This window comes from Paenibacillus sp. FSL R7-269, from assembly GCF_000517865.1.
GTDB lineage: Bacteria > Bacillota > Bacilli > Paenibacillales > Paenibacillaceae > Paenibacillus_AQ.
This window is the reverse complement of sequence record NZ_ASPS01000042.1, coordinates 109,751-134,640: the sequence shown is the minus strand read 5'-3', so window position 1 is coordinate 134,640 and position 24,890 is coordinate 109,751. Positions and strand designations below refer to the sequence as shown.

Annotated in this window: 15 protein-coding genes and 1 other annotated feature; of the genes, 6 read left to right on the top strand and 9 right to left on the bottom strand. The window is 55.5% G+C overall.

Translation table 11 applies throughout. The features are described from left to right. Positions 1-188 precede the first annotated feature (188 nt). Positions 189-575, top strand: a complete 387-nt coding sequence (locus C162_RS19435) for a cupredoxin domain-containing protein (protein ID WP_036696704.1) — start codon at positions 189-191, stop codon at positions 573-575. A gap of 509 nt (positions 576-1,084) precedes the next feature. Here C162_RS19435 and C162_RS19430 read toward each other — a convergent pair. The 9 genes from C162_RS19430 to pheS form a co-directional block, all read right to left on the bottom strand. Further along, positions 1,085-2,278: a sugar ABC transporter permease gene (locus C162_RS19430; protein WP_036696703.1), complete on the bottom strand. Its 1,194-nt coding sequence runs from the start codon at positions 2,276-2,278 to the stop codon at positions 1,085-1,087. A gap of 2 nt (positions 2,279-2,280) precedes the next feature. Further along, positions 2,281-3,792 carry a xylose ABC transporter ATP-binding protein gene (locus C162_RS19425; RefSeq protein WP_036696701.1) on the bottom strand — a complete coding sequence of 504 codons (1,512 nt, stop codon included), beginning with the start codon at positions 3,790-3,792 and terminating at the stop codon, positions 2,281-2,283. Positions 3,793-3,879: 87 nt separating this feature from the next. After that, the gene (gene xylF, locus C162_RS19420) at positions 3,880-4,908 is read right to left on the bottom strand and encodes a D-xylose ABC transporter substrate-binding protein (RefSeq protein ID WP_235218475.1); all 1,029 of its coding nucleotides are present in this window, start codon (positions 4,906-4,908) and stop codon (positions 3,880-3,882) included. A gap of 265 nt (positions 4,909-5,173) precedes the next feature. Next, a complete protein-coding gene (locus tag C162_RS19415) occupies positions 5,174-6,754 on the bottom strand; it encodes a helix-turn-helix domain-containing protein (RefSeq protein WP_051493713.1) in 1,581 nt (526 codons plus the stop codon). A 36-nt stretch (positions 6,755-6,790) separates the two neighbouring features. After that, positions 6,791-8,224 (bottom strand): sensor histidine kinase, encoded by a 1,434-nt coding sequence (locus C162_RS19410; protein ID WP_036696696.1) that lies wholly within the window; start codon positions 8,222-8,224, stop codon positions 6,791-6,793. Further along, positions 8,221-9,210, bottom strand: coding sequence for a sugar-binding protein (locus C162_RS19405; RefSeq protein ID WP_036696838.1), 990 nt, complete (start codon positions 9,208-9,210; stop codon positions 8,221-8,223). The genes C162_RS19410 and C162_RS19405 overlap by 4 nt, the downstream gene beginning before the upstream one ends. A 556-nt stretch (positions 9,211-9,766) precedes the next feature. After that, entirely contained in the window at positions 9,767-12,232 is a 2,466-nt protein-coding gene (locus C162_RS19400; RefSeq protein ID WP_036696695.1) for a hypothetical protein, read from the bottom strand. 204 nt (positions 12,233-12,436) lie between these two features. Beyond that, on the bottom strand, positions 12,437-14,881 hold the full coding sequence (gene pheT, locus C162_RS19395) for a phenylalanine--tRNA ligase subunit beta (protein WP_036696693.1): 2,445 nt from the start codon (positions 14,879-14,881) through the stop codon (positions 12,437-12,439). A 350-nt stretch (positions 14,882-15,231) separates the two neighbouring features. After that, positions 15,232-16,266, bottom strand: coding sequence for a phenylalanine--tRNA ligase subunit alpha (pheS, locus tag C162_RS19390; RefSeq protein WP_036696692.1), 1,035 nt, complete (start codon positions 16,264-16,266; stop codon positions 15,232-15,234). Between the two features lie 59 nt (positions 16,267-16,325). Further along, positions 16,326-16,614 (bottom strand) — a binding site (T-box leader). A gap of 210 nt (positions 16,615-16,824) precedes the next feature. Between pheS and C162_RS19385 the strand changes: the two genes are divergently transcribed. The 5 genes from C162_RS19385 to C162_RS19365 all read left to right on the top strand — a co-directional run bounded on the left by C162_RS19385 (position 16,825) and on the right by C162_RS19365 (position 24,863). Continuing rightward, positions 16,825-19,371: a hypothetical protein gene (locus tag C162_RS19385; RefSeq protein ID WP_051493712.1), complete on the top strand. Its 2,547-nt coding sequence runs from the start codon at positions 16,825-16,827 to the stop codon at positions 19,369-19,371. Next, a complete protein-coding gene (locus C162_RS37355) occupies positions 19,368-20,861 on the top strand; it encodes an efflux RND transporter periplasmic adaptor subunit (protein WP_036696691.1) in 1,494 nt (497 codons plus the stop codon). Before C162_RS19385 ends, C162_RS37355 begins: the two co-directional genes overlap by 4 nt. Continuing rightward, the gene (locus tag C162_RS19375; RefSeq protein WP_036696690.1) at positions 20,858-21,559 is read left to right on the top strand and encodes an ABC transporter ATP-binding protein; all 702 of its coding nucleotides are present in this window, start codon (positions 20,858-20,860) and stop codon (positions 21,557-21,559) included. Before C162_RS37355 ends, C162_RS19375 begins: the two co-directional genes overlap by 4 nt. Beyond that, the gene (locus C162_RS19370; protein ID WP_036696689.1) at positions 21,556-22,728 is read left to right on the top strand and encodes an ABC transporter permease; all 1,173 of its coding nucleotides are present in this window, start codon (positions 21,556-21,558) and stop codon (positions 22,726-22,728) included. Before C162_RS19375 ends, C162_RS19370 begins: the two co-directional genes overlap by 4 nt. Positions 22,729-23,258: 530 nt before the next feature. Further along, positions 23,259-24,863, top strand: a complete 1,605-nt coding sequence (locus C162_RS19365; protein WP_036696688.1) for a sensor domain-containing diguanylate cyclase — start codon at positions 23,259-23,261, stop codon at positions 24,861-24,863. The last annotated feature ends 27 nt before the right edge of the window (positions 24,864-24,890 follow it).

Genomic DNA, 24,890 nt, shown 5'->3' with positions numbered 1-24,890 from the left:
CTTTAATTATATTAGGCTTAATTATAATTAATTTTAAACACTTTTGCATCATATTTTTGCAAAATTCGACAAAGTTTGCAATGGTGATGACAGCGGCGGCTAGACTCCTTTTCATAGATTGCTCAAGACAACTTGAGCGATTTAGGCTATGCTAAGGTCAATTGCCCAAGTAGATGAGGAGGATGCACATGATCAGGAAGTCGGCTATTCTGTGTTCTATTATATTTGCGCTTCTGCTAACGGCCTGCGGAGGCAACAGCAGCAATTCTGAGAGCGCTAACAATGTAGCAGCCGGGAGCAATCTGACGGCCGAGGAAGAACTCGTCATTACGGCCACCAATTATAGCTATGACCAGCCGGAATACCATTTGAAGAAGGGCGTCCCTGTCAAAATCACCTTCGAAAATGAGAGCGGAAATCACGGCATACTAATCCCTGAGATGAAGCTGCGGCTGGACGCCAAGAATTCCTCTGAGGTAGTCCTTCCTGAGAAGGCGGGAACCTACGAGATGACCTGTGCCATCATGTGCGGTTCCGGCCATAGCGGAATGACTGCTAAGATTATTGTGGAATAGCGGGATCCGCGAATTCAGGGTATTAGTGCACCTCATTAGCTCGTACGGCTCTCATCTGAAGAATTCAGGTGTATTAGTGCACCTCATTTACTCGTTTGGCCGTCATGCGAGGAATTCAGGTGCACTAATGCACCTCATTAGCTCATTTTGGCCCTCATCTGAGGAATTCAGGTGCACTAGTGCACCACATATACTCGTTTGGCCCTCATCCGAGGAATTCAGGGGCACTAGTGCACCTCATTGGCTCGTTTGGCCTGCACTGGGCTCTTTCACAGCGCACTGGTATATTATATTCGGTTTTTCGCATACATCCCGCCCACTCACCTCCGCACGACACATTATATTCGGTTATCCGCATACATTGGCCCACGTACCCTTGCCAGTAGTGATTGTGTTCGGTTTTTCGCAGTTGCATGGTATAGTTTCTTACTACAACAAACAAACCGGAAGGGAAACATCCCTGCCGGCTTATTTGCTCTGTATGCTTAAGCGGCTGCTACAGCCCCTTCCTACTTCACACCCTTGCTGCGGCCTGAAATATCCAGCCAGACGGCAATGACCAGGATCGAGCCTTTGACCACATACTGCCAGAACGACTCCAGTCCCATCAGCGACATGCCGTTATCGAGCGAGGTCATGACCAGTGCTCCGATCAGAGCACCGATGACCGTTCCGGCTCCGCCCATCAGCGAGGTTCCGCCGATGACACAGGCGGCAATGGCGTCCATCTCGGCCATATTGCCTGCGGTAATGGTCGCCGAGGCCAGGCGGGAGGTCAGCACGATCGCGGCGATGGAGCCGAGCAGGCCGCTGAGGATGAAGACCAGCATCGTCTTGCGCTTGATGTTGATGCCCGAGAGCCGCGCAGCCTCAATATTGCCGCCGATGGCGTAGATATGGCGGCCGAAGGTCGTCTTGGTGGACAGGAAGTAGAAAATAGTTGCCAGCACAATGACGAAGATGATCGGGAACGGAATGCCTTTGTAATTGTTCATCAAGGCCACGAAAACTACCACCAGCAGGGACAGTCCGGTTACCTTCGCGATATCCATGCCGAGGGGGGCGACGGTGAACCCGTATTTCTTGCGGGAGCGCCGCTTCGTGAACGCGCTATACAGCAGCAGGGCCACTGCGAGTACGCCAAGTATGATTCCGAAGCCGGAGGCAAAATAAGCATTGCCGAGCAGCGCCAGCACCGGATCCGATACCGGAATGGTCATCGATTCCGTCACGCCCATCAGCACCCCGCGGAACACCATCATTCCGCCGAGGGTGACGATGAAGGCGGGAATCATTTTGTAGGCCACCAGCCAGCCCTGAACCAGACCCAGCACTGCACCTGCGGCCACGGTACCGAGAATGACCACGATAGCGGGCAGCTCCAGCCAGTTGCTGAGAATCGCTGCCATCCCGCCGGTCAAGCCGACGATGGAGCCGACGGACAGATCGATATGGCCCGCCACGATAACCAGTACCATGCCAATGGCGAGTATAGAGGTCACCGACATCTGCGTGAACAGATTGGACAGGTTCCGCGAGGTCAGGAAGGTAGGATTCAGCACGCCGAACAGGACCCAGATCAGAATCAATGCGCCAATCATCGTATAGGCACGCATATCCATTTTGCCGAACAGGGTACGCATTCGCGATCCTCCGGCGGCCGGAACCGCTTCAGGTTCCTTAAGCTCTTTTTGCAGCTGCATCTCTATCTGCCTCCTGTGGCGGCCAGCATAATATTCTCCTGCGTTGCTTCGCGCCAATCATATTCCCGTACCAGTTGTCCTTCGCACATTACCAGAATCCGGTCGCTCATCCCCAGTACTTCGGGCAGCTCAGAGGAGATCATAATAATGGCTACTCCCTGTTCTACCAGCTTGTTCATCAGGTTATAGATTTCGTACTTCGCCCCGACATCGATGCCCCGGGTGGGTTCGTCCATAATCAGAATCTTGGGGTCACTCATCAGCCATTTGCCGACAACCACCTTCTGCTGGTTGCCCCCGGAGAGTGTGCCGACGAGTGTCTCCAGCGAAGCTGTCTTCGTCTTCAGATCCTTCACGTACTGCTCGGACCACTTGATCTCCTCATTCTCATTGATCACTCCGAACCTTGAGACCTTGCCGAGTGTGGCCAGCGTCGTATTGCGCTTGACATCCATCCCCATCACCAGCCCCTGGCGCTTGCGGTCTTCCGTGACCAGAGCAATCCCGGCCTTGATCGCTTCGGCAACTGAACGGATCTTGACCGCCTTGCCTTCGATCAGCACCGTGCCTTCGCTTCTTCCGCCATACGCGCCGAACAGGCTGCTGACCAGCTCTGTCCGCCCAGCCCCCATTAGCCCGGCAATGCCCAGAATCTCGCCTTGACGGAGCGTGAATCCAATATCCCGGAGCACCTTCTGTTGGCGCTTCTCCGGGTGCCAGACATTGTAGTCTGCGACCTCAAGCACCTTGTTTCCGGGTGAATGCTGGACTCGCGGATAGCGCTCCGTCAGCTCACGGCCGACCATCAGTGAGACCACCTGATCGTCGTTCGTCTCCTGGCGGTTCAGGGTTGCCACCGTCCGCCCGTCGCGCAGCACGGTAATCGAATCGGCCAGCGCGAACACCTCGGGCATTTTGTGGGAGATATAGACACAGGTCACTCCTTCGCTCCGCAGCTGGTTCAGAATGCCCATCAGGATGGACACCTCGCTCTCGGTCAGTGCTGCTGTCGGTTCATCCAGAATAAGAATCCGGGTATGCTTGGAGAGCGCCTTGGCGATCTCCACGAGCTGCTGCTGGCCGATGCCCAGATTGCCGATCTTCGTATCCGGCGACAGGTTCAGCCCCACCTTCTTCAGCCACAGCGAAGCCTGATGGTACAGTTCATTCCATTGGATCGCCCCGCGCTTCACCGGCTCTGCCCCCAGGAAAATATTCTCGCCGACCGTCATCTCCTTCACAAGCGCCAGCTCCTGATGAATGATCGCAATACCGGCCTGCTCCGCGTCCGTTATTTTGTGGAACGCCTTCTTTTCGCCACCGATGCGGATTTCACCTTCATATGTCCCCGCCGGATACAGTCCGCTCAGCACCTTCATCAGCGTGGATTTGCCCGCGCCGTTCTCCCCGCATAAGGCGTGAATCTCCCCTTGCTTCACCTTGAAGTTCACATGGTCCAGCGCCTTCACACCGGGGAAGCTCTTGCTGATCTCTACCATTTCAAGTACATCCATGCCTGCCGTTCCTCCTTCCGGCCCTCAAGCAGCAAGCAGATGCGGGTTCGCCACTGGCGCCGCATCTGCTTGCCGTACAGGCTGCCCTTATTGTTTCGGCCACTGGTCCTTGGGAACGTTCTTGTACACATCCTCCAGCTTGTGGAAGCCGTCTTTGATCAGCACATCCAGGTTATCTTTATTGACGGCAATCGGATCAAGCAGCACGGATGGAACATCAATTTTACCGTTGTTAACAGTCTTATCTGTCGAAATGCTCTCGCCCTTGGCAGCCGCCACCGCCATTTCCGCCGCCTTCGTGGCAATCGCATTGATCGGCTTGTAGACCGTCATTAGCTGTGTGCCTTCGGCTATACGCTGTACCGCGGCAAGGTCCGCATCCTGGCCGGATACCGGAATTTTGCCCGCCATGCCCTGCGCCGTCAGCGCCTGGATTGAGCCGCCTGCTGTCCCGTCATTCGCAGCTACCACGCCCTGTACATCGTTATTGTTCGCGGTCAGCGCATTCTCCATATTCTTCAGCGCTTCCTCGGGCTTCCAGTCCTTGGAGAACTGGTCGTAGACGATTTTGATATCGCCCTTGTCTGCCAGCGGCTTCAGAATATTCATCGCGCCTTCCTTGAACATGTGGGCATTGTTATCGGTATCCGCGCCGCCGATGTAGACGATATTGCCCTTAGGAGCCTTGTCGATAACCGCCTGAGCCTGGAATTCACCAACACGCACATTATCGAAGGAGATATAATAATCCACCTCGGAATTGTTAATCAGCCGGTCATAAGCAATGACCTTGATGCCTTCCTTATGTGCCTTATCCACGATGGGAGCCGTAGCCTCCGCATTATGGGCAATAACCACGAGCACATCCACACCCTGGGAGATCAGTTGCTCCGCCTGGCTTAGCTGGGTAGCATCATCCCCGTTCGCGGCAAGCACCTTCACTTCACCGCCAAGCTCCTGCACTTTTGCTGTGAAAATATCCCGGTCCTTCTGCCAGCGCTCCTCCTTCAAGGTATCCATGGACATGCCGATGACAATTTTGTCCCCGTCCTTGGCCGCTCCCGCAGATTCCTTCTTCTCGTTGTCACCGCTTGAGACCACACCGCAGCCCGCCATCGATGCAGCCAGCACCATCGCCGCCACCCCGAGGGAAACTATTCTTCCGTATTTTCTCACGATTGCTACGCCCCTTTTCGTCAGCCCTTTATTTGATTGCGCTTACAAAAAAAGTGTAGCATGGAAAAACCGACCCGGGAGCAGCGATTCCCTGCACTTATTTGTCATCCACCCGCATTCTTGGTCTTGCCTGCTGTAATGTAATTCTCCGCCCCGGCTTTCATAGGATAATCCGGGGCAACAGCACAAAAAAGTCCTTGCTCACTCAGCAAGGACCCGATTTCTCCTGCTGCTGGCGGAATTCGCTTGGCGTCATCCCCGCAGCCTTCTTGAAGACCCGGCTGAAATAATTCGGGTCCTTATAGCCTACTTCATAGCAGATTTCCTTCAGGTTCAGCTGTTCCTCAGCGATCAGGCGTTTCGCTTCATTGATCCGCAGCCGAGTGATGTAGTCAATGAAGGTCTCCCCCTCATGCTGACGGAACAATTTGCTGAAATAATGCGGGCTCAGGTTCACGTATTCGGCCGTCTGTTCCATGGAGATATCCTCTTTATACATCTGGCTGATATAGAGCAGCGCCCGCTGATGCACATGGGACCGGTGATGCTCCTGCTCCTCCTCCAGGCCATCGATCAGCCGCTCCAGCCAGGACTCCGCGCTTAACCGCAGAGTGCGCGGATCTTCCGCTGCGTTCAGCGAAGCCAGCAGCTCCGTACCGGCCGTGGAGTGAACGCCTCTGGCCAGGAACAGCAGCAGGCCGGTTACCTCCCCCCGCACGGCAGACAGCGGCTGCTCCCCTACCTGCTCGAAGGAGTCATACAGCAGGCTGAAGCGCTGGACGGCCTCCTGCTTGCTGCGCTGGAGCAGGGCGGTAAGCAGCTTCTTCTCTTCATCCAGAGAAACCGCCGTCTGCCCCGAGCTCTGGATTATATCATCGTAATGATGCACACCGAACGAATGCTGGTGATCCGCACATACCCGTACAGCTTCGCGGTAAGAACGGCTAAGTCCGTCCCAGCCCTCGCGGATCGAGCCGATGCCGATGCCAAGGGGCAGGCCGAAGCGCTCCCCGGCATAGGTGCGGAGCCGCTCTCCCCAGTCCAGCGAGCTGACACGCTGGGAATATCCGGTCCTCCCCGGCGGCAAGGGAATGAACAGCGCCAGCTGATGCCCGGCCAGCGGTCCGGCGAGGCAGCCCAGTCCTGTTTTGGCAAACTGCTTGATTGCTTCATAGATCTCCCGCTTGGACTGCCGGAACGTCTCCCAGCCGCTCTCCCCGTGCCGGGGGAAAGACAGGACCATCGCGTAGCCCTTGCTGAAGTGCAGCTCCAGCAGCCCGGCCAGCTGCTCTGGCTCCAGATCCTGAACATGCTCCAGCATCAGCATCAGGGTCAGCTCATTCTCGGCCAGCGGCAGCAGATGGGCCAGCTTCTCTTGCAGCTCCAGCTGCTCATTCCTGCGCCGCCGCTCCTCCTCGATGACCACCATCAGCTTCCTCACCACCTCCGCAACCTCTTCCCTCCGGGCCGGCTTCAGCAGATAGTCGCGCACCCCCAGCAGCAACCCCTCCTTGGCATATGCAAAGTAGTCATGCGCCGTAATCATCACAATCTGCGCCGCCGGAAGCTTCTCCCGAATCTGCCGCACCGCCTCCAGCCCCTGAATACCGGGCATCTTAATATCCATGAAAATCATATCCGGCCGGTGCTCCTCCGCCAGCTGAATCGCCTTCCGCCCGTTCCCGGCATGCAGGAATTCGAACGTGTCCGGGATCAGATGCCGGATCATCAGCTCCAGCCCCTCCCGCTCCAGTGCTTCATCATCTGCGATCAGCAGCTTGTACATCGTTATCTTTTCCCCCTTCACTTCAGGTGAGTGCCTCTAGGCCGAGGTCCGGAAGGGCAGCCGGAACAGCACCGCCGTCCCCTGCCCTTCACTGCTGTTGATCTCGATGAGCTGCTGGCCGTCGAAGAATAAATGCAGTCTTTTAAAAACATTATGTGTCCCAAGCCCGGTAGACTGGCCCTTCCCGCTGGAATGCGGCGCCTCCTGCTGAGTCGAGCCCATCAGCCGGGCTACCGTCTCGCGGTTCATGCCCGCCCCGTTATCACTGATCACAATCTCCACCTGCCCGCTGCGGTAACGGATCGATAGCGTAAGTATAGCCCCCTCCTCCATCTGCTCCAGACCATGAACGAAGGCATTCTCGAAGATCGGCTGCAGCGTCAGACACGGCACCATCCCGTCCATCGCCTCCTCATCAATCTCCATCTCAAAAGCAATCCGGTCCCGGAAGCGGGCCCGCTGGATGTTGATATACTCATTCACATGCTCGACCTCCTCGCGCAGCGGAACGGCCTGGTCCAGCTTTTGCAGATTATAGCGGAGCATACGCGAGACCGACACGGTCAGATCACTGGTTCTCGCCGCCCCTTCCAGATACGCAAGCTTGGCGATGGAATTCAGTGTGTTGAACAGGAAATGCGGATTGATCTGGCTCTGCAGCATTTTCAGCTCCAGCTCCTTGACCAGCCGGTCCTTCTCCGCACTCTGAATGTTCTCCTTCATCAGCTCCTGGATATTATCAATCATCCCGTTAAAAGCGCGGCACAGTATGCTGATCTCATCGTTATTGACGCTCTCCGGCGCCTTGGTATCCATCCGTCCCTTCGAGATCTGCTTGGCCGTTGCCACCAGGCGGCGGATCGGTCCGGTAATGCTGCTGGACAGCCAGACCGCCATACAGATACTAAGCAGCGCCGCAGTAATCACCAGCAGACTGCCCATCCGGTTCAGCTTCGCTGTCGTGGACATGATCTCCGCGTAGATCGGCTTATATTGGTCCAGCTCCAGATCAACCAGCTCCTGAGCCTCCTCGCGGATGAACCGCTGCGTCTGCTCCGCTCCGATATAGGCACCTGCCAGCGAATTCGCATCCTGTCCGTCAATCTCCGTAATCATCTGACCCGCCTGCTCCACAAAAGTATCAATAAGGTGGCTGTAGTTCATCAGCGGAAGGCCGCTGCCCCCGATGGTATTCATTCCGTCCAGCCTGCTGCGCAGCTCCAGCACCGCGCCCAGATGCCTTTCCACCTCCGGGAAGCTGTCCGTATCCACCTGCATAATGAAGCGGTTCAAGGAGCGCATATTCTCGCCGACCTCATAGGATACCTCCTTATACAGCATGATCCGGTTCATCATCAGATGGTAGCTCTCCTGCACATTCTTCCCGCTCTGGAACAGTACGAAGGAGACCGAGCTCATCAGCAGCACCAGCAGCGGAATGCAGATCAGCAGCTTCAATCGGATACTCATAGGCTCTCCCCCTCCTGCACATTGGTCTTATCCAGTACCTTCACACCGGTATAGTACCGGAGCTGTAATTCGGCACCATTAAAATGCTCATGGAGCAGCCGGACTGCCATATTCCCCATCAGGTAGGGCTGCTGTGCCACAGTCGCTGTGATCGCTCCCCGGCTGATGGCATCCAGCGTCTCCGCCTGGTTATCGAAGCCGATGATGGTCAGCGGACCGCGCTTCAGGCTCCTCGATGCCTGCAGAACACCGAGCGCGTCCGTTGAACTGGTGCCGACCATCACATCGATCTCCGGATGGTAGCGCAGCATATCTGCCGCCTGCTGGATTGCCTCCATATGCGAGATGTTGGAGCTGCGGACATCGACAATCTCCATGCCGCTATAGTCCTTCACGATATTCTTCAGCCCGTCCAGGCGCTGAAGCTGGTTCTTGGCCAGCTCGCTGCCGATGATCACACCTATTTTGCCCTTTCCGCCAGTCGTCTTCACTACCATGCGCCCCAGCGTCTCACCAGCAGCTACATTGTCGGTCCCCACATAGGCCAGTCTCCGGCTGGCCGGAGCATCCGTGTCAATCGTGATCACCGGAATCCCCCGGTTCACCGCCTTATCAATCACCGGCGTGAACTTCTCGTCGTTGAGCCCCTGCACGATGATCGCATCCGCCTGGGCGGCAATCGCTTTTTCCAGCAGGCTGATCTGCTCCTCCATGTTGTTGCGCACCGGTCCCGTGAATTCGATCTCTATCCCGTATTTCGCTGCGGCCTCCGCCGCCCCCTTCTCGACCATCTCCCAGTACGGGTGGTACCGCTCCTGCTCGATCAGCACAATATGATATCCGGGCTTGTCCGGAATCGGCTCCCCGCTTAATTCCTTAACGATATTGCCCATCCGGGCAGAATGACGCGCGAAGCCTGTAAACAAATATGACAACAATATAAAAAGCACAACAACCCCAGCGCCGCTGACCCATTTCTTATCCATCCCGTTCACCTCAACCAACATCCTACCCCGGGTTGTAACCGGTTGCAATACTTATTATGTCAAAAGCTCTTGTTCTCTTCATTTGCTCATTTAACTAACTTCTGGCGGATTCAGGGGCACTTGTGCTCCTCAATGTGACCTGAGAACGCCGAAGTTGCACCTTTTGCAGGATTTCTAACGGATTGCAGCTTGAGAACGCCAAATGTTGCACATTCTGCAGGAATGTTACTGGTGGAGCGGGTCATTGGCATTGAGATGTTGCATTCTAGGCAGGATTTCCCGCAATTAGCTGCTTCAGAGGTACGAATGTTGTATTTAGTGCAGGATTTGTGCAAGATGGTAGCCTAGCTATCTTCTCCACTCAACCCTTCTCATCGCCAACTTTCCTTCCATTAGAAATTACTTCTATCCATTACTTCACTCCAGCCAACTTTAGAACAGCAGCCCTCCCTTGCAGTCCCACTAAGGATGAATCCGTCCCCCGTCCCTGCACAGCAGAAAAAGCCGTTCTAAGCATTCCTGCTTACAACAGCTCTTCCTGTGATGCATCCGCCATTCAACTATCCTGTTCGATCAGTTGAATCCATTCATTATATTCACTCTGTAGCTTGGCATATTCCGCCTGCAGGCTGCGATGCTCCTGGGACAGCTTCTCCAGCTCTCCCTGCTGCAGCTCGAACTGGGCCTGTACCAGCCGCAGCTGGCCTTGGACCATCTCATAGCTCTCGCCGATCTCATCCAGCCGCTGCTCTGCTTCGGTGCGCGAGCGGCTGACTGATTCCGCCTGAGCCTCGGCTTCCCCAGCCTCCTGCTGCCAGATCTCAATCTCCTCGCGCAGCTGTGCTTCCTGCCCGTTCCATTGCTGCTCACGCTGCAGAAGCTCCTCATATTTCTGCTTCCAGGTAGCTTCATACTCCCGGGTCTCGCGGAGTGCTTCCTGCTGCTCCATCGCCGTAGCCGCAGCTTCACGGCCTGCCTCATACAGCTCTTCCAGACGCCGCGCAGCTTCCTCGCCTTCGGCTTCCAGCAGCTCGCAGCGTTCCTTCAGCTGCTCCCCGTCCTGCAGGATCTCGTCGTACTGGGCGATCAGCTCCTCGTAACGGCCGCGCAGCGCAGCCAGTTCCTTACGGGCCGCTTCTGCCGCCTCTTGCTGAACGGCAAGCTCCTGCTCCGCTTCAGCACGCAGACGCGCTTCCTGATCAAGCTGCTGAACCATGCCGTCTGCCTGTCCGCGAAGAGTCTCCACTTCGCGCTGCAAGGCTGCAGACTTCTCCCCTTCTTCCAGAAGGTTCATCTCCAGTTCGCTGATGTCCTCCATATGCTTGTTCGCACGCTCTTGCCAGGACGCTGCTTCTTCAGCCGTACGGTCGAATTCGACCTGTGTCCGGCTGAGCTGATCTGCTGTCTCCTGCAGCGATGTACGCAGTGCTGCCGCTTCTTCCTGCGTCAGCTCATAACGCTGGCGCAGCCCTCCCAGCTCATCGTTCAGCAGATTGCCCAGCTCCTTAGCCGTGTGCAACTCCTCCTGCGCTTCGCTTAGCTTGCCCTCTAGATCCCGCAGTTCGCTGCGGATCTCTACCGCCTCGCTCTGCGATGCCGAAACCTGCTTACGCAGCTCATCCAACTCTTCGTTTAGCAGGTTGCCCAACTCGCTCGCCGTGTGCAGCTCTTCCAGCGCAGCGCTTAGCTTGCCCTCTGCGTCCCGCAGTTCGCTGCGGAGCGTTTCCGCCTCGCTCTGCGCAGCTGCAACCTGCTGACGCAGCCCTTCCACCTCTTCGTTCAGCAGGGTGCCCAGCTCGTTCGCCGTGTGCAGCTCTTCCAGCGCAACGCTTAGCTTGTCCTCTGCGTCCCGCAGCTTGCTGCGGAGGGCTTCCGCCTCGCTCTGCGAAGCCGCAGCCTGCTTGCGCACTTCCTCCAGCGCCGCACTCTGCTGCTCTCCTTGCTCAGCGGCAAGCTTAAGCTCCTCTCCGAGCTGCTCCTCCCGCTTCAGCACAGCTTCGTACTGCGCCAGCAGCGTCAGCCGCGCATCGCGTTCGCCCTTCAGCCCGGCCTCTGCCGCCCGCAGCCGGGACTGGAGCTGCCCGGTTCCGCCGCGCAGCTCACCAAGCTGCTTCTCCAGCTCCTGAAGCTGCTGCTTGTGCCGGTGCTCCTGCGTCCCCTGGGACTGCCGCAGCTCCTTGTTCTTGGCCAGCTCCTTCTCAAGCGCTTCCCGTTCCACGGTAAGCTCACTCGTAAGCGCAGCCTTGGTATCAGCCAGCTCCTTGCTAAGCGTGGAGCTGATCTCCACGATCTCGCTGCCCATCGTATCCCGCGTCTCATGCAGCTCCTGTTCCAGAGCAGACAACGTCTCTGTCTTCTCGCGGATCAGTGTCTCTCTCAGCTGCTCCAGTTCCTGCTGATGGGCAGACTTCATCTCTTCCAGCTGCTGCAGCCGTATGGCTTCTGCGGCTTCCAGCTCCTGACGCGCTGCCTCACGGCTTACAGCCTGCTCTGCTTCATGACCCTCACGCAGCGCCTTAAGCTCATCCTCGCGCACCTTCAGCTCCTGCACCAGGTGCTCACGGGCTGCGGCCGCCGCCTGCTTCTCTTCCTCCAGCAGCTGGGCATGCAGCTGCCTCTCCTGCTCCTGCTGCTCCAGATGCCTGGAGCGTTCTTCTTCAGCGGCAGCAATCAGCCGCGCCGCCTCTTCCTTCGTAGCCGCTTCCAGCTTCTCATATTCTTCCTGCTGTTCACGCTGCGCTTCCTGAAGGCGTGACACCTCCACGCGAAGCTCAGTGCGTTCACCGGTCAGCATATTCAGCTCATTCTTGAAATCCTGAACCTGGATTGCCTGCTCTGCCATATGTACAGCTGTAAGCACCGCAATCCGCGGCGTATCCAGTCTGGAATGTGATTTCGATATTGCACGCATATGCTCATCGACATGACGGGCGACCTGTTTCATATATTCTGTGCTGCTTCCGACAAGCTTGTAGGAAGTTCCGTATATCTCCACGGCGACACGGGTCCGGTCCATAGCCACAGTTGTGCCCTCCTTTGTATGTGTGCGGATTCTAAGTTGGTTTCTTTGCTCTTGCTCCTATTGTAGCGTGATTTCCTGACCTTTGGCAAAAGCACGCGTCCATTGCATTTATTTGCATGTTCTTCCGCACTTCACATGGGTACAGAAAAGCCGCAGCGAATCTCTGTTTCTAAATGGATTCGCTGCGGCTTTGCACAATTCCTGCTATTTTCTTAATTCTGCACCAAAAGTTTGTTCAAGCGCAGAGACCACTTTGTCATGCACTTCCACAACTTCTTCATCCGTCAGCGTATGCTCGGTATGGCGGTACAACAGTGACAGGGCAACACTCTTCTTGCCTGCCTCCATCTTGCCTCCTGTGTAGATATCGAATACCTGCACATTCTGCAGCAGAGTGCCGCCATGCTCACGGATCGCTGTGATCAGATCGCCTGCCGGAACTGCATCATCCACTACCACCGCAATGTCCCGTTCCATGCCCGGGAAGCGGTGAAGCTCGCTGTACTGCAGCTGAGCGCGCGCCTCATCATAGAGCGGCTGCAGCAGGACTTCAGATACATAGGTATCCTCCAGATCCATCCGGCGCTGCAGCTCGGGATGAAGCTGTCCCATCGAACCGATCTTCACGCGGCCCTCTGCCTGAAGCAGATAGATGGAAGCGGAGCGTCCCGGATGATAGCCTTCAGGCGCGTCCCCTTCATAGACTACGCGATCCGTAAGACCCAGATGCGCAAATACCGTCTCCAGCGCACCCTTAAGGTCGAAGAAGTCCACCGGCTCGGCAGTCACGTTCCACTGCTTGGCTGCACGCGTACCGCTCAGCAGCAGCCCCAGCACCGGCAGCTCGCTCGGCTGGCGGGTAAGTACTTCTTCCTCCGTGAAGAACACATTGCCGATTTCGAACAACGCCAGATCGCCTTGGCGGCGGTTCGTGTTGTAGAGCGCAATGTCCAGCAGCTGCGGCAGCAGGCTAGTACGCAGCACGCTCCGTTCCTCGCTCATCGGCATCGCCAGCTTCACTGACTGCTTGCCTTCCGCCAGCATAGGGAAGAGGTTGCTCTGCTCCGGCTGGATGAAGGAATAGCCCATAACCTCCTGATATCCGCCCAGCGAGAGCAGGCGGCGCAGCTCGCGGCGCAGAGATTGCTGTCTGGTAAGCGCGCCCGGCGTCGTAGTGCCTTCGATCAGGGTGGTCGGAATATTGTCGTAGCCGTACAAGCGGGCGATCTCTTCAATCAGATCCACATCCTGGGTGATATCGCCGCGCCGCGTCGGTACCTGGACCTCAATGATTCCCTGGGCGGCATCACCGCACTTGAAGTGCAGACGTCCGAACAGGGTTTTCACTTCCAGCAGCGACAGATCCGTGCCGAGATAGCGGTTCAGCTTCTCCAGCGATAATTGCAGCACCTTCTCCTGACCAAAGACGCTGCCGGCCTGAACAATCCCTTCATGCACCGTTCCACCGGCATACCGGGCAATCAGTGCAGCCGCACGGTTAAGCGCAGGGATGACCGCATTCGGATCGACTTCCTTCTCGAACCGCTGGGACGCTTCCGAGCGCAGACCAAGCTGACGCGAGGTCTTGCGTACCGTTCCGCCATCGAATTCGGCTGATTCCAGTACGATATTAACGGTGTCAGCGGTAACCTCTGTAGAGAGTCCGCCCATCACTCCAGCCAGGCCAATTGCGCCTGAACCATCGGCAATAACCAGCATCTGCGGCTCCAGCTTGCGCTCTTGTCCGTCAAGGGTAACGAGTCCTTCACCTTCACGGGCAAACCGTACACCGATGGTTCCGCCCTGGAGCTGCCCGCCGTCAAATGCATGCAGCGGCTGTCCATATTCCAGCATCACATAGTTGGTGATGTCTACGATATTGTTAATCGGACGTACCCCGGCTGCCATCAGGCGGTTCTGAATCCACAGCGGGGACGGCGCGGTCTTCACTCCGGCAATATAACGCACGGCATAATGACTGCAGAAAGCCTCGTCCTCAATTGTAACCGTGATGGAGTCCGCTGCCTTGCCGCCCGTTTCCACGAGCTCTGCCGCCGGATCAGCCAGCTTCAGCTCACGGCCCAGCACCGCGCTTACCTCATAAGCGGCACCGATCATGCTCAGGCAGTCGGAACGGTTCGGCGTCAGGTCGAAATCAAGGATTTCGTCATTCAGTCCGAGCACCTTGAGAATATCCTGGCCCACCTCGGTCTGCTCCGGCAGCACGAGAATGCCTTCCTGCAGCTCTTTGGGCAGCAGCTTGTCGTTCAGGCCCAGCTCTTTGGCCGAGCAGATCATCCCCTGCGACAGCACGCCGCGCAGCTTGGCTTTTTTGATCTCCAGGCCCGGCAGCTTGGCGCCCACCAGCGCGACCGGAACCTTCTGGCCCGCTGCGACATTCTTCGCTCCGCAGACGATCTGCAGATCCTCGCCCTGCCCGGCATCGACGATGCAGATATTCAGCTTATCGGCGTCGGGGTGCTTTTCTTTGGATTTCACGTAGCCGGTCACAATCCCGGAAATCCCTTTGTTGCGGCGTTCTACTCCGTCAATCTCGATGCCGGCGGTGGTGATTTTGTCCGCCAAGCTATCTGCGGTCACCCCTTCCAGCGATATATAATCGGCCAGCCAGGCGGTTGATACTTTCATAATCGCACACTTCCTTTTTGTTTCAGATGTATTGATCTCCATGCCGGCCTGCGCCGGGGCACGCAGAAGTCGAAGCAAAGGTCTGTGTGCTCCCTAGGTTACTTCGAAGCATCCTGCACTAGCAGAACCTCCAGAGAAGTTTTGGACTTCCGGCCGCTGTTAGGATTGAATTTCCTGATTACACTGCTGGCTGCAGTAGAAATTAAATCCTAAAGGCGGTCGCTACCGCTCCTCCAGTTCCAAAATTCCCCTCCGGCCCTTCTAATACAGTCTTTGATTCAAAGTAAACCAGCACCTCACTACCTTTTCTTACAAGCGTCCCTCGCGCCCCATACACACCCGCCAAATCCCTAAATACCCTTGAACTGCTTCACAAAACCCATATCATTCGTGTAGAAGTAACGGATGTCATCGATGCCGTATTTCAGCATCGCAATCCGTTCAGCGCCCATGCCGAACGCGAAGCCGCTGTAGACCTCAGGATCGTATCCGCCCATCCGCAGCACATTCGGGTGCACCATACCGGCGCCGAGAATCTCCAGCCAGCCGCTCTGCTTGCAGAGCCGGCAGCCTTCGCCGCCGCATTTGAAGCAGCTTACATCCACCTCAACGCTAGGCTCGGTGAACGGGAAGAAGCTTGGGCGCAGGCGGATGCCCGCGCTAGGACCGAACATCTCCTTCATGAACTGCTGCAGGGTACCCTTCAGGTCGCTCATGCGGATATTGCGTCCGATCACCAGACCTTCGATCTGATGGAACTGGAAGGAGTGGGTCGCATCGTCGTCATCACGGCGGAATACCTTGCCCGGACAGATAACCTTGACCGGAGTCTCCCCGTTCATCGCCTGCATGGTGCGGATCTGAACCGGCGAGGTCTGTGTGCGCATCAGAATGTCTTCCGTAATATAGAAGGAATCTTGCATATCGCGGGCTGGATGGTTCTTCGGAAGGTTAAGCGCCTCGAAGTTATAATAATCTGTCTCCACTTCCGGTCCTTCCGCCACCTTGTAGCCCATGCCGATGAAAATATCCTCGATCTCCTGAATCACCCGGCTGAGCGGATGAATCCCGCCCTGGGGCATGCCGCGGCCCGGCAGGGTTACATCGACCTTCTCTGCATTGAGACGGTTCTGCGTCTCCTGCTGCTCGAACAGCTCCTGCTTGGCGCCGATCACCTCTTCAATCGCGCTGCGCACCAGATTGGCCACCTGGCCGATCACCGGACGCTCCTCCGCGCTTAGTCCGCCCATACCGCGCAGAACCTCTGTCAGCTCGCCTTTTTTGCCAAGGTATTTGACGCGCAGGTCATTCAGAATCTGCGGATCGGATACCGCCTGCAGCTTCGTCAGTGCCTCAGCCTTCAGTGCTTCCAATTTGTCTTTCATGGCTTGTACTGCCCCCTCAAATCTCGTATTGTTCAACAAAAAAAGGCCTTTCCTCCCGGTAAAGGGACGAAAAGACCGTGGTACCACCCTTGTTAGACGGCCGTACGCTTCCCTTAAGAGCAATATTCCCTCTTTCGGTGCGGCAAAGACCTGTCTCACTTTATACAGAAATAACGGTCTGCGGCCGGTCCCCCCTACTAGCGCTCTTCAAGGAAGCCTTGAAGCACATTCAGGGAACTGCTCCGGAGTGAACTTCGGCAGCTCTGCTCTCTTAGAAACGCTCTCAATCTGCGGCGCTTCCTCCCTGTAAGCCAGGCACTGCGTACTCTTCTCCATCATTGCATGTATGCGGATTATAACCTCTGCACTTCGATCCTCCGCTTGGGAAGATATGCCCATCTATTATATGCAAAAACAGCCCGTTTGACAAGCCGCGCAAATTCCGCTTATTTTTTTAGCTTCTTTTAAGCTTCAGCGCGGTTTGACGGCTTTTTTTTCAGCGGGCATTCAGTCAATGCTGATATTTTGCCTTATGAGATCATTCAAGGAGGAAATTACATGCTCACACGAAAAAAAGCATTTGTTCTGCTGCTGCTCAGCACATTTGCCGCAATTCAAACCGCAGGAAGCCCGGGAACCACGGCCTATGCTGCTTCATCCGGTTCAACGGCTGCCACAGCAGCAAGCGCGGTCACGGAAGTCTCTACACTTAACAGTCTAAGTGCGCTCAAGCTCGGTACCACGCTTCAAGTGAAGCTGAGCCATGTAGGGATTCAGAGCCAAACCGGCGGTAATATTCTCACCTACACGCTTACCTATTCCAATACTGCCGGCAGCAGCGTCAATCTGGCGGACTATTTCTCCAAAATTGTAACTGCGGGCGGCAGCGTAATTAAGGGAATTCCGGTCAGTGCAGACAGTACAGTCAAGAAAATCCCCGCAAAACAGAGCACCAGCCTTACATACTATGCGAATATTGGAACTGCCGCCTCTGTCAAAGGACTTAAAATCAACATATACGGCTGGAATTTCAGCGCCGCTAATTATGAACAGCGGATAGGCACGTTCACGGTCCCATCCAATTATTCTCTGTCCTCGCTTACAGGGGAGACCCGAAAGGTTGAACTCGGCGGTATTACAGCCGGCACCAAAGCCGAATCCGTGCAAATCTACAACTATAACGGCAAAGTCTATGCCAAGGTCGGGCTTAGCTTAACCAATCTGGGTACCAAAGTGCTTACAGATCCGGGCTACACCTTGTACCTGAAATCCTCGGGCGGCTCTGTCTTCACACTTACACTGGATGACAGCAGCTCCGCATTCAAGCTTCAGCCTCAGGAGAAGAAGACGCTCTATTATATGACCGAGATCCCCTCCTACATGAATCTCAGCAAGATGACGCTACAGATCGCTAAGCTGGATGAAGGACTCAAGCTGTACCTGCCTGTCTCTTCCTACGCGCTTCCGGCTGCGGTAACCGCAGATTTCACTGTAGCGGCGGGCTATACCAAAAAGGTCTCCATCGCCAGCAATATGGTGGACATGCAGCTGCTGAAGGCAACTGTGCATGCGGATAACGGGAACGGTGTGTGGAGCTATCAGCTCCGGGTGAAGAATACCGGCAGCACAGCGGTTACTTTGCCTGCTTATGAGCTTAACGTCCAGTCGGCGGAAGGCTATAGCTTCCCGGTGACGTCCACAGCCTTGAGCAGCCTGACCCTGAAGCCGCTGGAAGACAAGCTGATTGAGCTGAGTGCCAGTGTTCCGCTGGAGCTGGCTCAGAATTCGCTGGAGCTGCGCATGATTGCTCCTGCAGCCAGCGCGGATAAGGTAACGCTGCCTGTGGCCTATTTCCGCATCACCTATACACCGGAGAGCCAGATTCATCTCGCTGCCGAGACCAGCGTAACCAATACCTACGGTACCTTCGCTGTCTCTCTGGACTCCCTACAGCGTCTGCCTTGGGGCAGCGAGGATCTGGTACAGGCCAGAATGACGATACGCAATGCAACGTCCAAGACCATTACTTTGCCTGCTTTTACCGGAATACTCCTGGTGGATCAGAAGGATCTCAGTTCCTCTGCCCAGACTTATACGAACAACAGCTCTTCGGTCCTTGCCCCTGGTGCCAGCACTCAGATATCGGTTCAAGGTCGTATTCCATACACCCTGGATTTCAGACAAGTCAAGCTCATTCTCCAGGAGACCAAGGGTACAGAAGTATCGCAGTTCCTCTCTCTCAGCACAAGCGACAGTGCCGTTAAGAGTGTAGCTCCGCTAGCTGCAGGGGAAGCCTTCAAGATCACGGCCACCGGCAAACAAGCCACCGTGAAGGAACGCCTCACCCTCCTGTATAGAGGAACCGGCTCGAGCCTTGTGTACAGCGAAGTGGAAATGAACAGCGACGAAGTCCGGCAGGCAGATCTGGCCCGTCTGTACGCACAGTTCAGGACTGCTGACGGGCAATATTTTGAAGCAACCGCCAACCAGTCCGAGCTGTCAACCAGCCCTGAGGGCAAAACACTCGTCACCTTCTGGGCAAAAGTTCCGTCCGCTCTGGACACCGCAGATCTTCAGCTGTATATCAGCCAAGCAATTGCGGATGGCAAACTGACTGCCGCAGGAACGGCTGCGACGGGATACGTGAATACGGCAGCGCTGACACTGACACCGGCTGAGGTTACGCCTCTGATCACTCTGGCCTCCGTTCCGTTTTTCCCTTATACACTGGCAGTTACCAGCTCTACAGGGGAACTCACCAAGGGCGCAAGCAGCATTGCTGTGACGTTCAATTACAATCTCAATCAGGATACTACCTACCAGACAGGCGCTTACCAGCATAAGCTCATCCTTCAGGTTATCGATCCTTATGGACAGTCTCATGAGAAAACTCTGACGCTTGGCACCGACTTGACTCTGGGAACAAACAACTCTTATTCTACGACCCTTACCAGCGTCCTGTTCAAAAATCTCAGCTCCGGCACCTACGCCCTTAAATTCTACGATGAATTCCAGGGAATACGGACGGAGCTCGCCAGCCAGGCCTATTCCCTTGAGGTTACCGCCAAAGCAGCCACATCTTCCACTGAAGGAGCCGCACAATGAACAAGAAGAAGATCATCATTATCGCTTCAGCCATAGTCCTCGTTGCTATTGCAGGGATCGCGGGCTATACGTTCTGGCCGGATCAGAACCGGCAGATCACTGCCGCTCCTCTGAACACGGCAGTTGCCAGTAAGGGAGATATCCTGGTGGGTGTCTCGGGTTCAGGTGCCGTATCGGCGATCAACAGCGAGAGCATCCGCACCAAAGAAGCCGGGAAGGTCGATACGGTCATGGTTAAGAAAGGCGATGTCGTTAAAAAAGGCGATGTGCTGATCACATTTGTCGCGGGCGATCTGGACGATAAGCTGAAGGAAGCCACGAAGTCACTGGAGAATCTCAAGACAGAGCTTGCGAATAAACAGGAGAGCTACAAGACGCTGGCTATGAATAACGCGACAGAGGAAGAGCTGGAGTCGGCAAAAAAAGCCATTGATAAGGCCAATAGCGATATCGTAGACCAGCAGGAATCCATCACTGCTATCCATGAAGATATGGCTCCGCCTGATCCGCTGACCGCTCCGATCGATGGAACGATCACTGCCGTGAATATTACGGCCGGCGAACAGGCCCAGAATGGTACAGAGCTGTTCACCATGACCGACTACGTGAACCTAAGTGTAACCGTTCAGGTAGACGAGCTGGATATCCCCAAAATCAAGCTGAATCAAGCCTCGACCATTACACTGGATGCCCTTGAGGATAAGTCTTTTACTGGTAAAGTTATAGATATCGCCAAAGAAGGAACCTCCTCTAATGGCGTCTCCTTGTTCAACGTCACTGTAGGATTAAATAACTCGGAGGGCGTGCTTATCGGCATGTCTGCGGAGGTGGCGGTTACGATCGAAGAGAAGAAAGATATTCTGACCGTTCCCATCGAAGCTGTCACGAAGATAAACGGGAAATCCTTCGTCAATGTGCCGGTGACCGGCGGAAATGAATCAGGCACCAAAACTTCTGGTAACGGAGCGGCTGGCTCCAAGTCTGCTGAGAGTGTCGCGGCTGACGGACAGGCTCCCGGCGGCCAAGGCGAAATCAGGCCGGAAGGAGAAGAAGGCCAGACCGGCGGCAGAGCTGCCCGCGGAAGCGGTCAAGGCGGCGGATACCCTCAAGGCGGCGGAGAAGCCCGGGGCGGAGCGTTTCCCGGCGGTGAATTCCCGGCCGGCGCCGGGTTCTCCGGCAGGGCAGCCGGAAGCCGGAGTGCCTCGGGCAATGCCGCCGGCACGCAGCGGGTGGCTGTGGAGACCGGTATCCACAATGAGAGCAGCATCGAAATCGTCAGCGGCTTAAGTGAAGGGGATGAAGTGATCCTCCCAACCGTGATTTCCTCAGGCAATACCACCTCTCCGCAGCAAGGCGGCATGGGCGGTATGGGCGGCGGAGGAATGACCGGAGGGAGCGGAGGCTTTCCCGGCGGGAGCGGTGGCGGCTTCTCCGGCGGAGGCAGCGGAGGCAGCAGGGGCGGTTTCTCCGGGGGCGGTGGCGGACGATGATCTCACCAGAACCGCTGATCCGGGTTGAGAATATGCAGCACAGCTTCACGATGGCCGGAGAATCGATGACGGTTCTGAGGAGCCTGAGCTTCACCATTGATCACGGTGAATTCGTTGCGATCATTGGCCCGTCAGGGTCAGGCAAGTCCACCCTGATGAACATGCTGGGCTGCCTCGATGTGGCGAATGAAGGCGATTATTTCCTGGACGGCCAGGAGATCCGCAGGCTGTCTGACAATAAGCTGGCTCAGATCCGCAACGAGAAGATCGGCTTCATATTTCAGAACTTCAATCTGCTGCCGAAATTATCAGCGGTAGAGAATGTGGAGCTGCCCTTGATCTACCGTGGAATGTCCCACAGGGAGCGAAGAGAAATTGCCCGCAATGCCCTGGTCCGGGTAGGCCTGGAGAGCAGAATGAATCACCGTCCCTCCGAGCTGTCCGGAGGCCAGCAGCAGCGAGTGGCTATTGCCCGTGCACTTGCCGGAACCCCCCCTATTCTGCTTGCCGATGAGCCAACCGGAGCCCTGGACTCTAAGACAGGCAAGGAGGTTCTGCAGATGATTAAGGAGCTTAACGAACAGGGACATACCATTATTCTGATCACGCATGACCTGGAGATTGCCGAGCAGGCCAAACGGGTGATCCGGATTCAAGACGGGGATCTTGTAGAGGATCGGAAGGTGGCACATTCATGATGCTGTACCAGAGTATGAAAATGGCCTTCAAAAGTATCCTGAGCAGCAAAATAAGAGCCTTTCTTACCATGCTGGGCATCATTATCGGGGTCTCCTCCGTCATTGCACTTGTCGCTGTGGGTCAGGGCACCACCTCACAGATTACAGAGTCCCTAAGCTCCCTGGGAACCAACCAGCTGACCGTCAACATTACGGGCCGCGGAGCCACCACTTCGCTAACCTACGAGGAGGCCCTGGCCTTGGGTGAGATTGAAGGGGTGGATAATGTATCCCCGATAATCTCCGGGAACGTTACCGCCAAGCACGGTACAGAGAACGTTTCCGTATCCGTTGAAGGCATTACACCTGCCTACGAAGAGGTCCAGGATTTCCATGTGCAATCCGGAAGATTCCTGCTTGAGATGGATACAGAATACCGGCAGAAGGTAGCGTTAATCGGATCAGATACAGCGGAGGATCTATTCGGTACAGATAATCCTGTAGGCCAAAAGGTACAGATCAACGGAAGCAGCTTCAAGATCGTCGGGCTGCTGGAGAGTAAAGGCTCCACCAGCGTCGGTTCGAGCGACGAGAAGCTGCTGATCCCCATCTCTACAGCCGAACGGTTCCTGCAGAGCAAGGGAGTCCGCTCCATTACGCTCACAACCACTTCCAATGACAATGTGGATAAGGTCAAAACCAAGCTGGAGGCCAGCCTTACAGCCAAATTCAGTGCAGCCGAGAATGCCTACTCTGTCTTTGATTCCCGTGAGATGCTGGAAACGGTGAATGAAACCAGCGCCACTCTGTCCATGGCCCTTGGCGGTATCGCCGGTATTTCGTTATTTGTAGGCGGAATAGGGATTATGAACATTATGATTGTCTCGGTCAATGAGCGAACCAGAGAGATAGGCATCCGCAAGGCCATTGGAGCCAAAAAAAAGAACATTATGATGCAGTTCATGATCGAGTCCATAGTCTTAAGCGGAACCGGGGGCCTGATCGGAGTCGCACTGGGACTTGGCGCCAGCTGGGCTGTCGGTCATTATACCTCCTTGAATGTGGCGCCCTCCTGGAATATGGTGCTGATCTCCTTTTCATTCTCCTTGATCATCGGCGTCCTCTTCGGAATGATTCCTGCAAGCAAGGCTGCAAGAATGCGCCCTATCTATGCGCTGCGCAACGAGTAGCATCCTCCTAGACGCTGCAGTTTGTAATCTGCTGTTCCATCCGCTAGTCTCAGATCCCTGGGCTGGCGGATTTTTCTATTATATTTTTAATGCACAATTGATACCATAGGGGTATCGTTTGCAGTAAAAGTGGGTAATAGGACTCAAAGGTGAGAATATCTTTACATAGTAGTTAAGAATACATAATAGTTCTTTGTATCGGCTGTAACGGATATGTCTCCACTGTTTCCACTCCGGCTCCACGGTCCGCTTCACGGCCTGTACATCCGCAGCGGAAGCTGACGGGGCTTATTATTTTTTCAGCAATTGCTCTGCTTAAGGGATGTCCTATATACTGGTGAAAAGAAACCGCGATCTAATCGGAAGTTATTCTTTCTGTTGCCTCTTTCTTCCCCTGCTCTCTAGGACTCGCTAACATATACTCTCTTAAATGCCTGCATGAAGCCATATTCCGCATAAGGATAAGTTTCGCATGCACCAAAGCTACACCCATGAGATTTGCAAAAGTTCTGTGCGGGGAGAGGATGACAGTGGCAGTTTTTTCGGAAAACACAAGTACACACAGACTGATTATATTATTCACGTCGATCACCGTTCTTCTGGTTGGGATCAGTGTGGCCTCCCTGCTGATTCTGAATCATACGATGAACAAATTATCCGATTCCTTATACAGTGACGTCTACCAGAATTCCGAGCTCATTCTGAATGCCGACCGCGATCTGTATCAGGCAGCCCTTGCGCTTCAGACCACAGTCGGAGGGGCGCTGACCAGCGCGCAGCGCAGTACGCTGTCGCAGGAATTCGAGGACAATAATGCCCAGGCGCTGCAGCGGGTCAATACCGCCCGCTACAATCTGGATGCCGTGAAGAGCCCGTTCAATGGAATGAAGCAGAGCGAGCTGCTGCTGGACGAGCTGAGGAATGAGCTGGATCACTTCGGAACCACGCTCACCGCGTGGAGGGATAACGGCCGGGAGCTGATCTCGCAGCGGGTCCAGAGCGGCTGGAAGTCTGCCTCTTATTCTGCCCTCACCATACATACGGAGCTGAATGAAGTACGGGAAAGCCTGAATCTCGCCGAGGATAAGATTGATAGCTATGCCAGCCAGGTGATGACGGAGTTCAATAATCTCAAAAGCTCTCTGTTCGCCGTCTATTCCGTATTTCTGTTCCTGCTTGTTCTGGTCATCTTCTATCTCAGCCGCAGACTCATCTCTCTGCAGAACGAAATGCAGGATGAGAAATCACTCTACCAGCTGATCGGTGAGACGATGTCTGACTTCATTGTGCTGACAGATCCGAACGGTCTGATCTTGTATGCCTCGCCTTCCCATGCAACTGCACTTGGCTATGTGCCAAGCAAAGGAGCACCGCTCTCCAACTATATCCGTGAAGCCGAAATCTCCTGGGCCAAGCTCAAGAGCGTGGTGCAGTCTTCACCGAGAATATCCGAGCTGCGCATGCGTTCGGCCGAAGGGCATTGGGTGTGGCTGGAGACCAAGGTTACCCCGATTGCGGGCAGCCGCAATTTCCCGGCGCAGTTCATGCTGGTCTCGCGTGAGATTACCCAGCGCAAGCAATATGAGGAGCGGCTGCACAAGCTGGCCTTCTATGATCATCTGACTGCCATTCCCAACCGTGCCCATTTCAAAATGTACATGGAGAACCTGATCAACCAGCCCGAGGAGCGCCGGCAGGAGATCGCCGTGGCGCTGCTGGACTGCGACCGGTTCAAGCAGCTGAATGATACACTCGGCCATCTGGCCGGAGATGAATTCCTGCAGCTCCTCTCCCGGGAGCTGCAGCAGACCGTGAAGGGCTCCGGCCAGGCCTTCCGGATCGGCGGGGACGAATTCGCCGTGGTGCTGCACCGGTTCACCAGCCCGCAAATGCTGGACGAGCTGCTGAACCGTCTGCTCCAGCTATTCAACAAATCCTGGTCCATCAACCAGGGCTCCAGCTTCCACACCTCTGCCAGCATTGGCGTGGCTCTGTACCCGCAGCACGGCAGCAGCATCAACGAGTTGCTCCGTGCCGCCGATCTTGCGATGTACCGCTCCAAGAACCATGGCGGCAATGAGGCTAACCTGTACAGCGAGCATGTGGATAAGAAGTACAGTGATCAGCGGAACTAGCGCCAGCAGATGCTGACTCCTATACTA

What these genes read in the sequence shown, in the direction of transcription:
- C162_RS19435 (WP_036696704.1), top strand. Translation starts at nt 189, where the DNA reads ATGATCAGGAAGTCGGCTATTCTGTGTTCTATTATATTTGCGCTTCTG.
- C162_RS19430 (WP_036696703.1), bottom strand. Translation starts at nt 2,278, where the DNA reads ATGCAGCTGCAAAAAGAGCTTAAGGAACCTGAAGCGGTTCCGGCCGCC.
- C162_RS19425 (WP_036696701.1), bottom strand. Translation starts at nt 3,792, where the DNA reads ATGGATGTACTTGAAATGGTAGAGATCAGCAAGAGCTTCCCCGGTGTG.
- xylF (WP_235218475.1), bottom strand. Translation starts at nt 4,908, where the DNA reads ATGGCGGGCTGCGGTGTGGTCTCAAGCGGTGACAACGAGAAGAAGGAA.
- C162_RS19415 (WP_051493713.1), bottom strand. Translation starts at nt 6,754, where the DNA reads ATGTACAAGCTGCTGATCGCAGATGATGAAGCACTGGAGCGGGAGGGG.
- C162_RS19410 (WP_036696696.1), bottom strand. Translation starts at nt 8,224, where the DNA reads ATGAGTATCCGATTGAAGCTGCTGATCTGCATTCCGCTGCTGGTGCTG.
- C162_RS19405 (WP_036696838.1), bottom strand. Translation starts at nt 9,210, where the DNA reads ATGGATAAGAAATGGGTCAGCGGCGCTGGGGTTGTTGTGCTTTTTATA.
- pheT (WP_036696693.1), bottom strand. Translation starts at nt 14,881, where the DNA reads ATGAAAGTATCAACCGCCTGGCTGGCCGATTATATATCGCTGGAAGGG.
- pheS (WP_036696692.1), bottom strand. Translation starts at nt 16,266, where the DNA reads ATGAAAGACAAATTGGAAGCACTGAAGGCTGAGGCACTGACGAAGCTG.
- C162_RS19385 (WP_051493712.1), top strand. Translation starts at nt 16,825, where the DNA reads ATGCTCACACGAAAAAAAGCATTTGTTCTGCTGCTGCTCAGCACATTT.
- C162_RS37355 (WP_036696691.1), top strand. Translation starts at nt 19,368, where the DNA reads ATGAACAAGAAGAAGATCATCATTATCGCTTCAGCCATAGTCCTCGTT.
- C162_RS19375 (WP_036696690.1), top strand. Translation starts at nt 20,858, where the DNA reads ATGATCTCACCAGAACCGCTGATCCGGGTTGAGAATATGCAGCACAGC.
- C162_RS19370 (WP_036696689.1), top strand. Translation starts at nt 21,556, where the DNA reads ATGATGCTGTACCAGAGTATGAAAATGGCCTTCAAAAGTATCCTGAGC.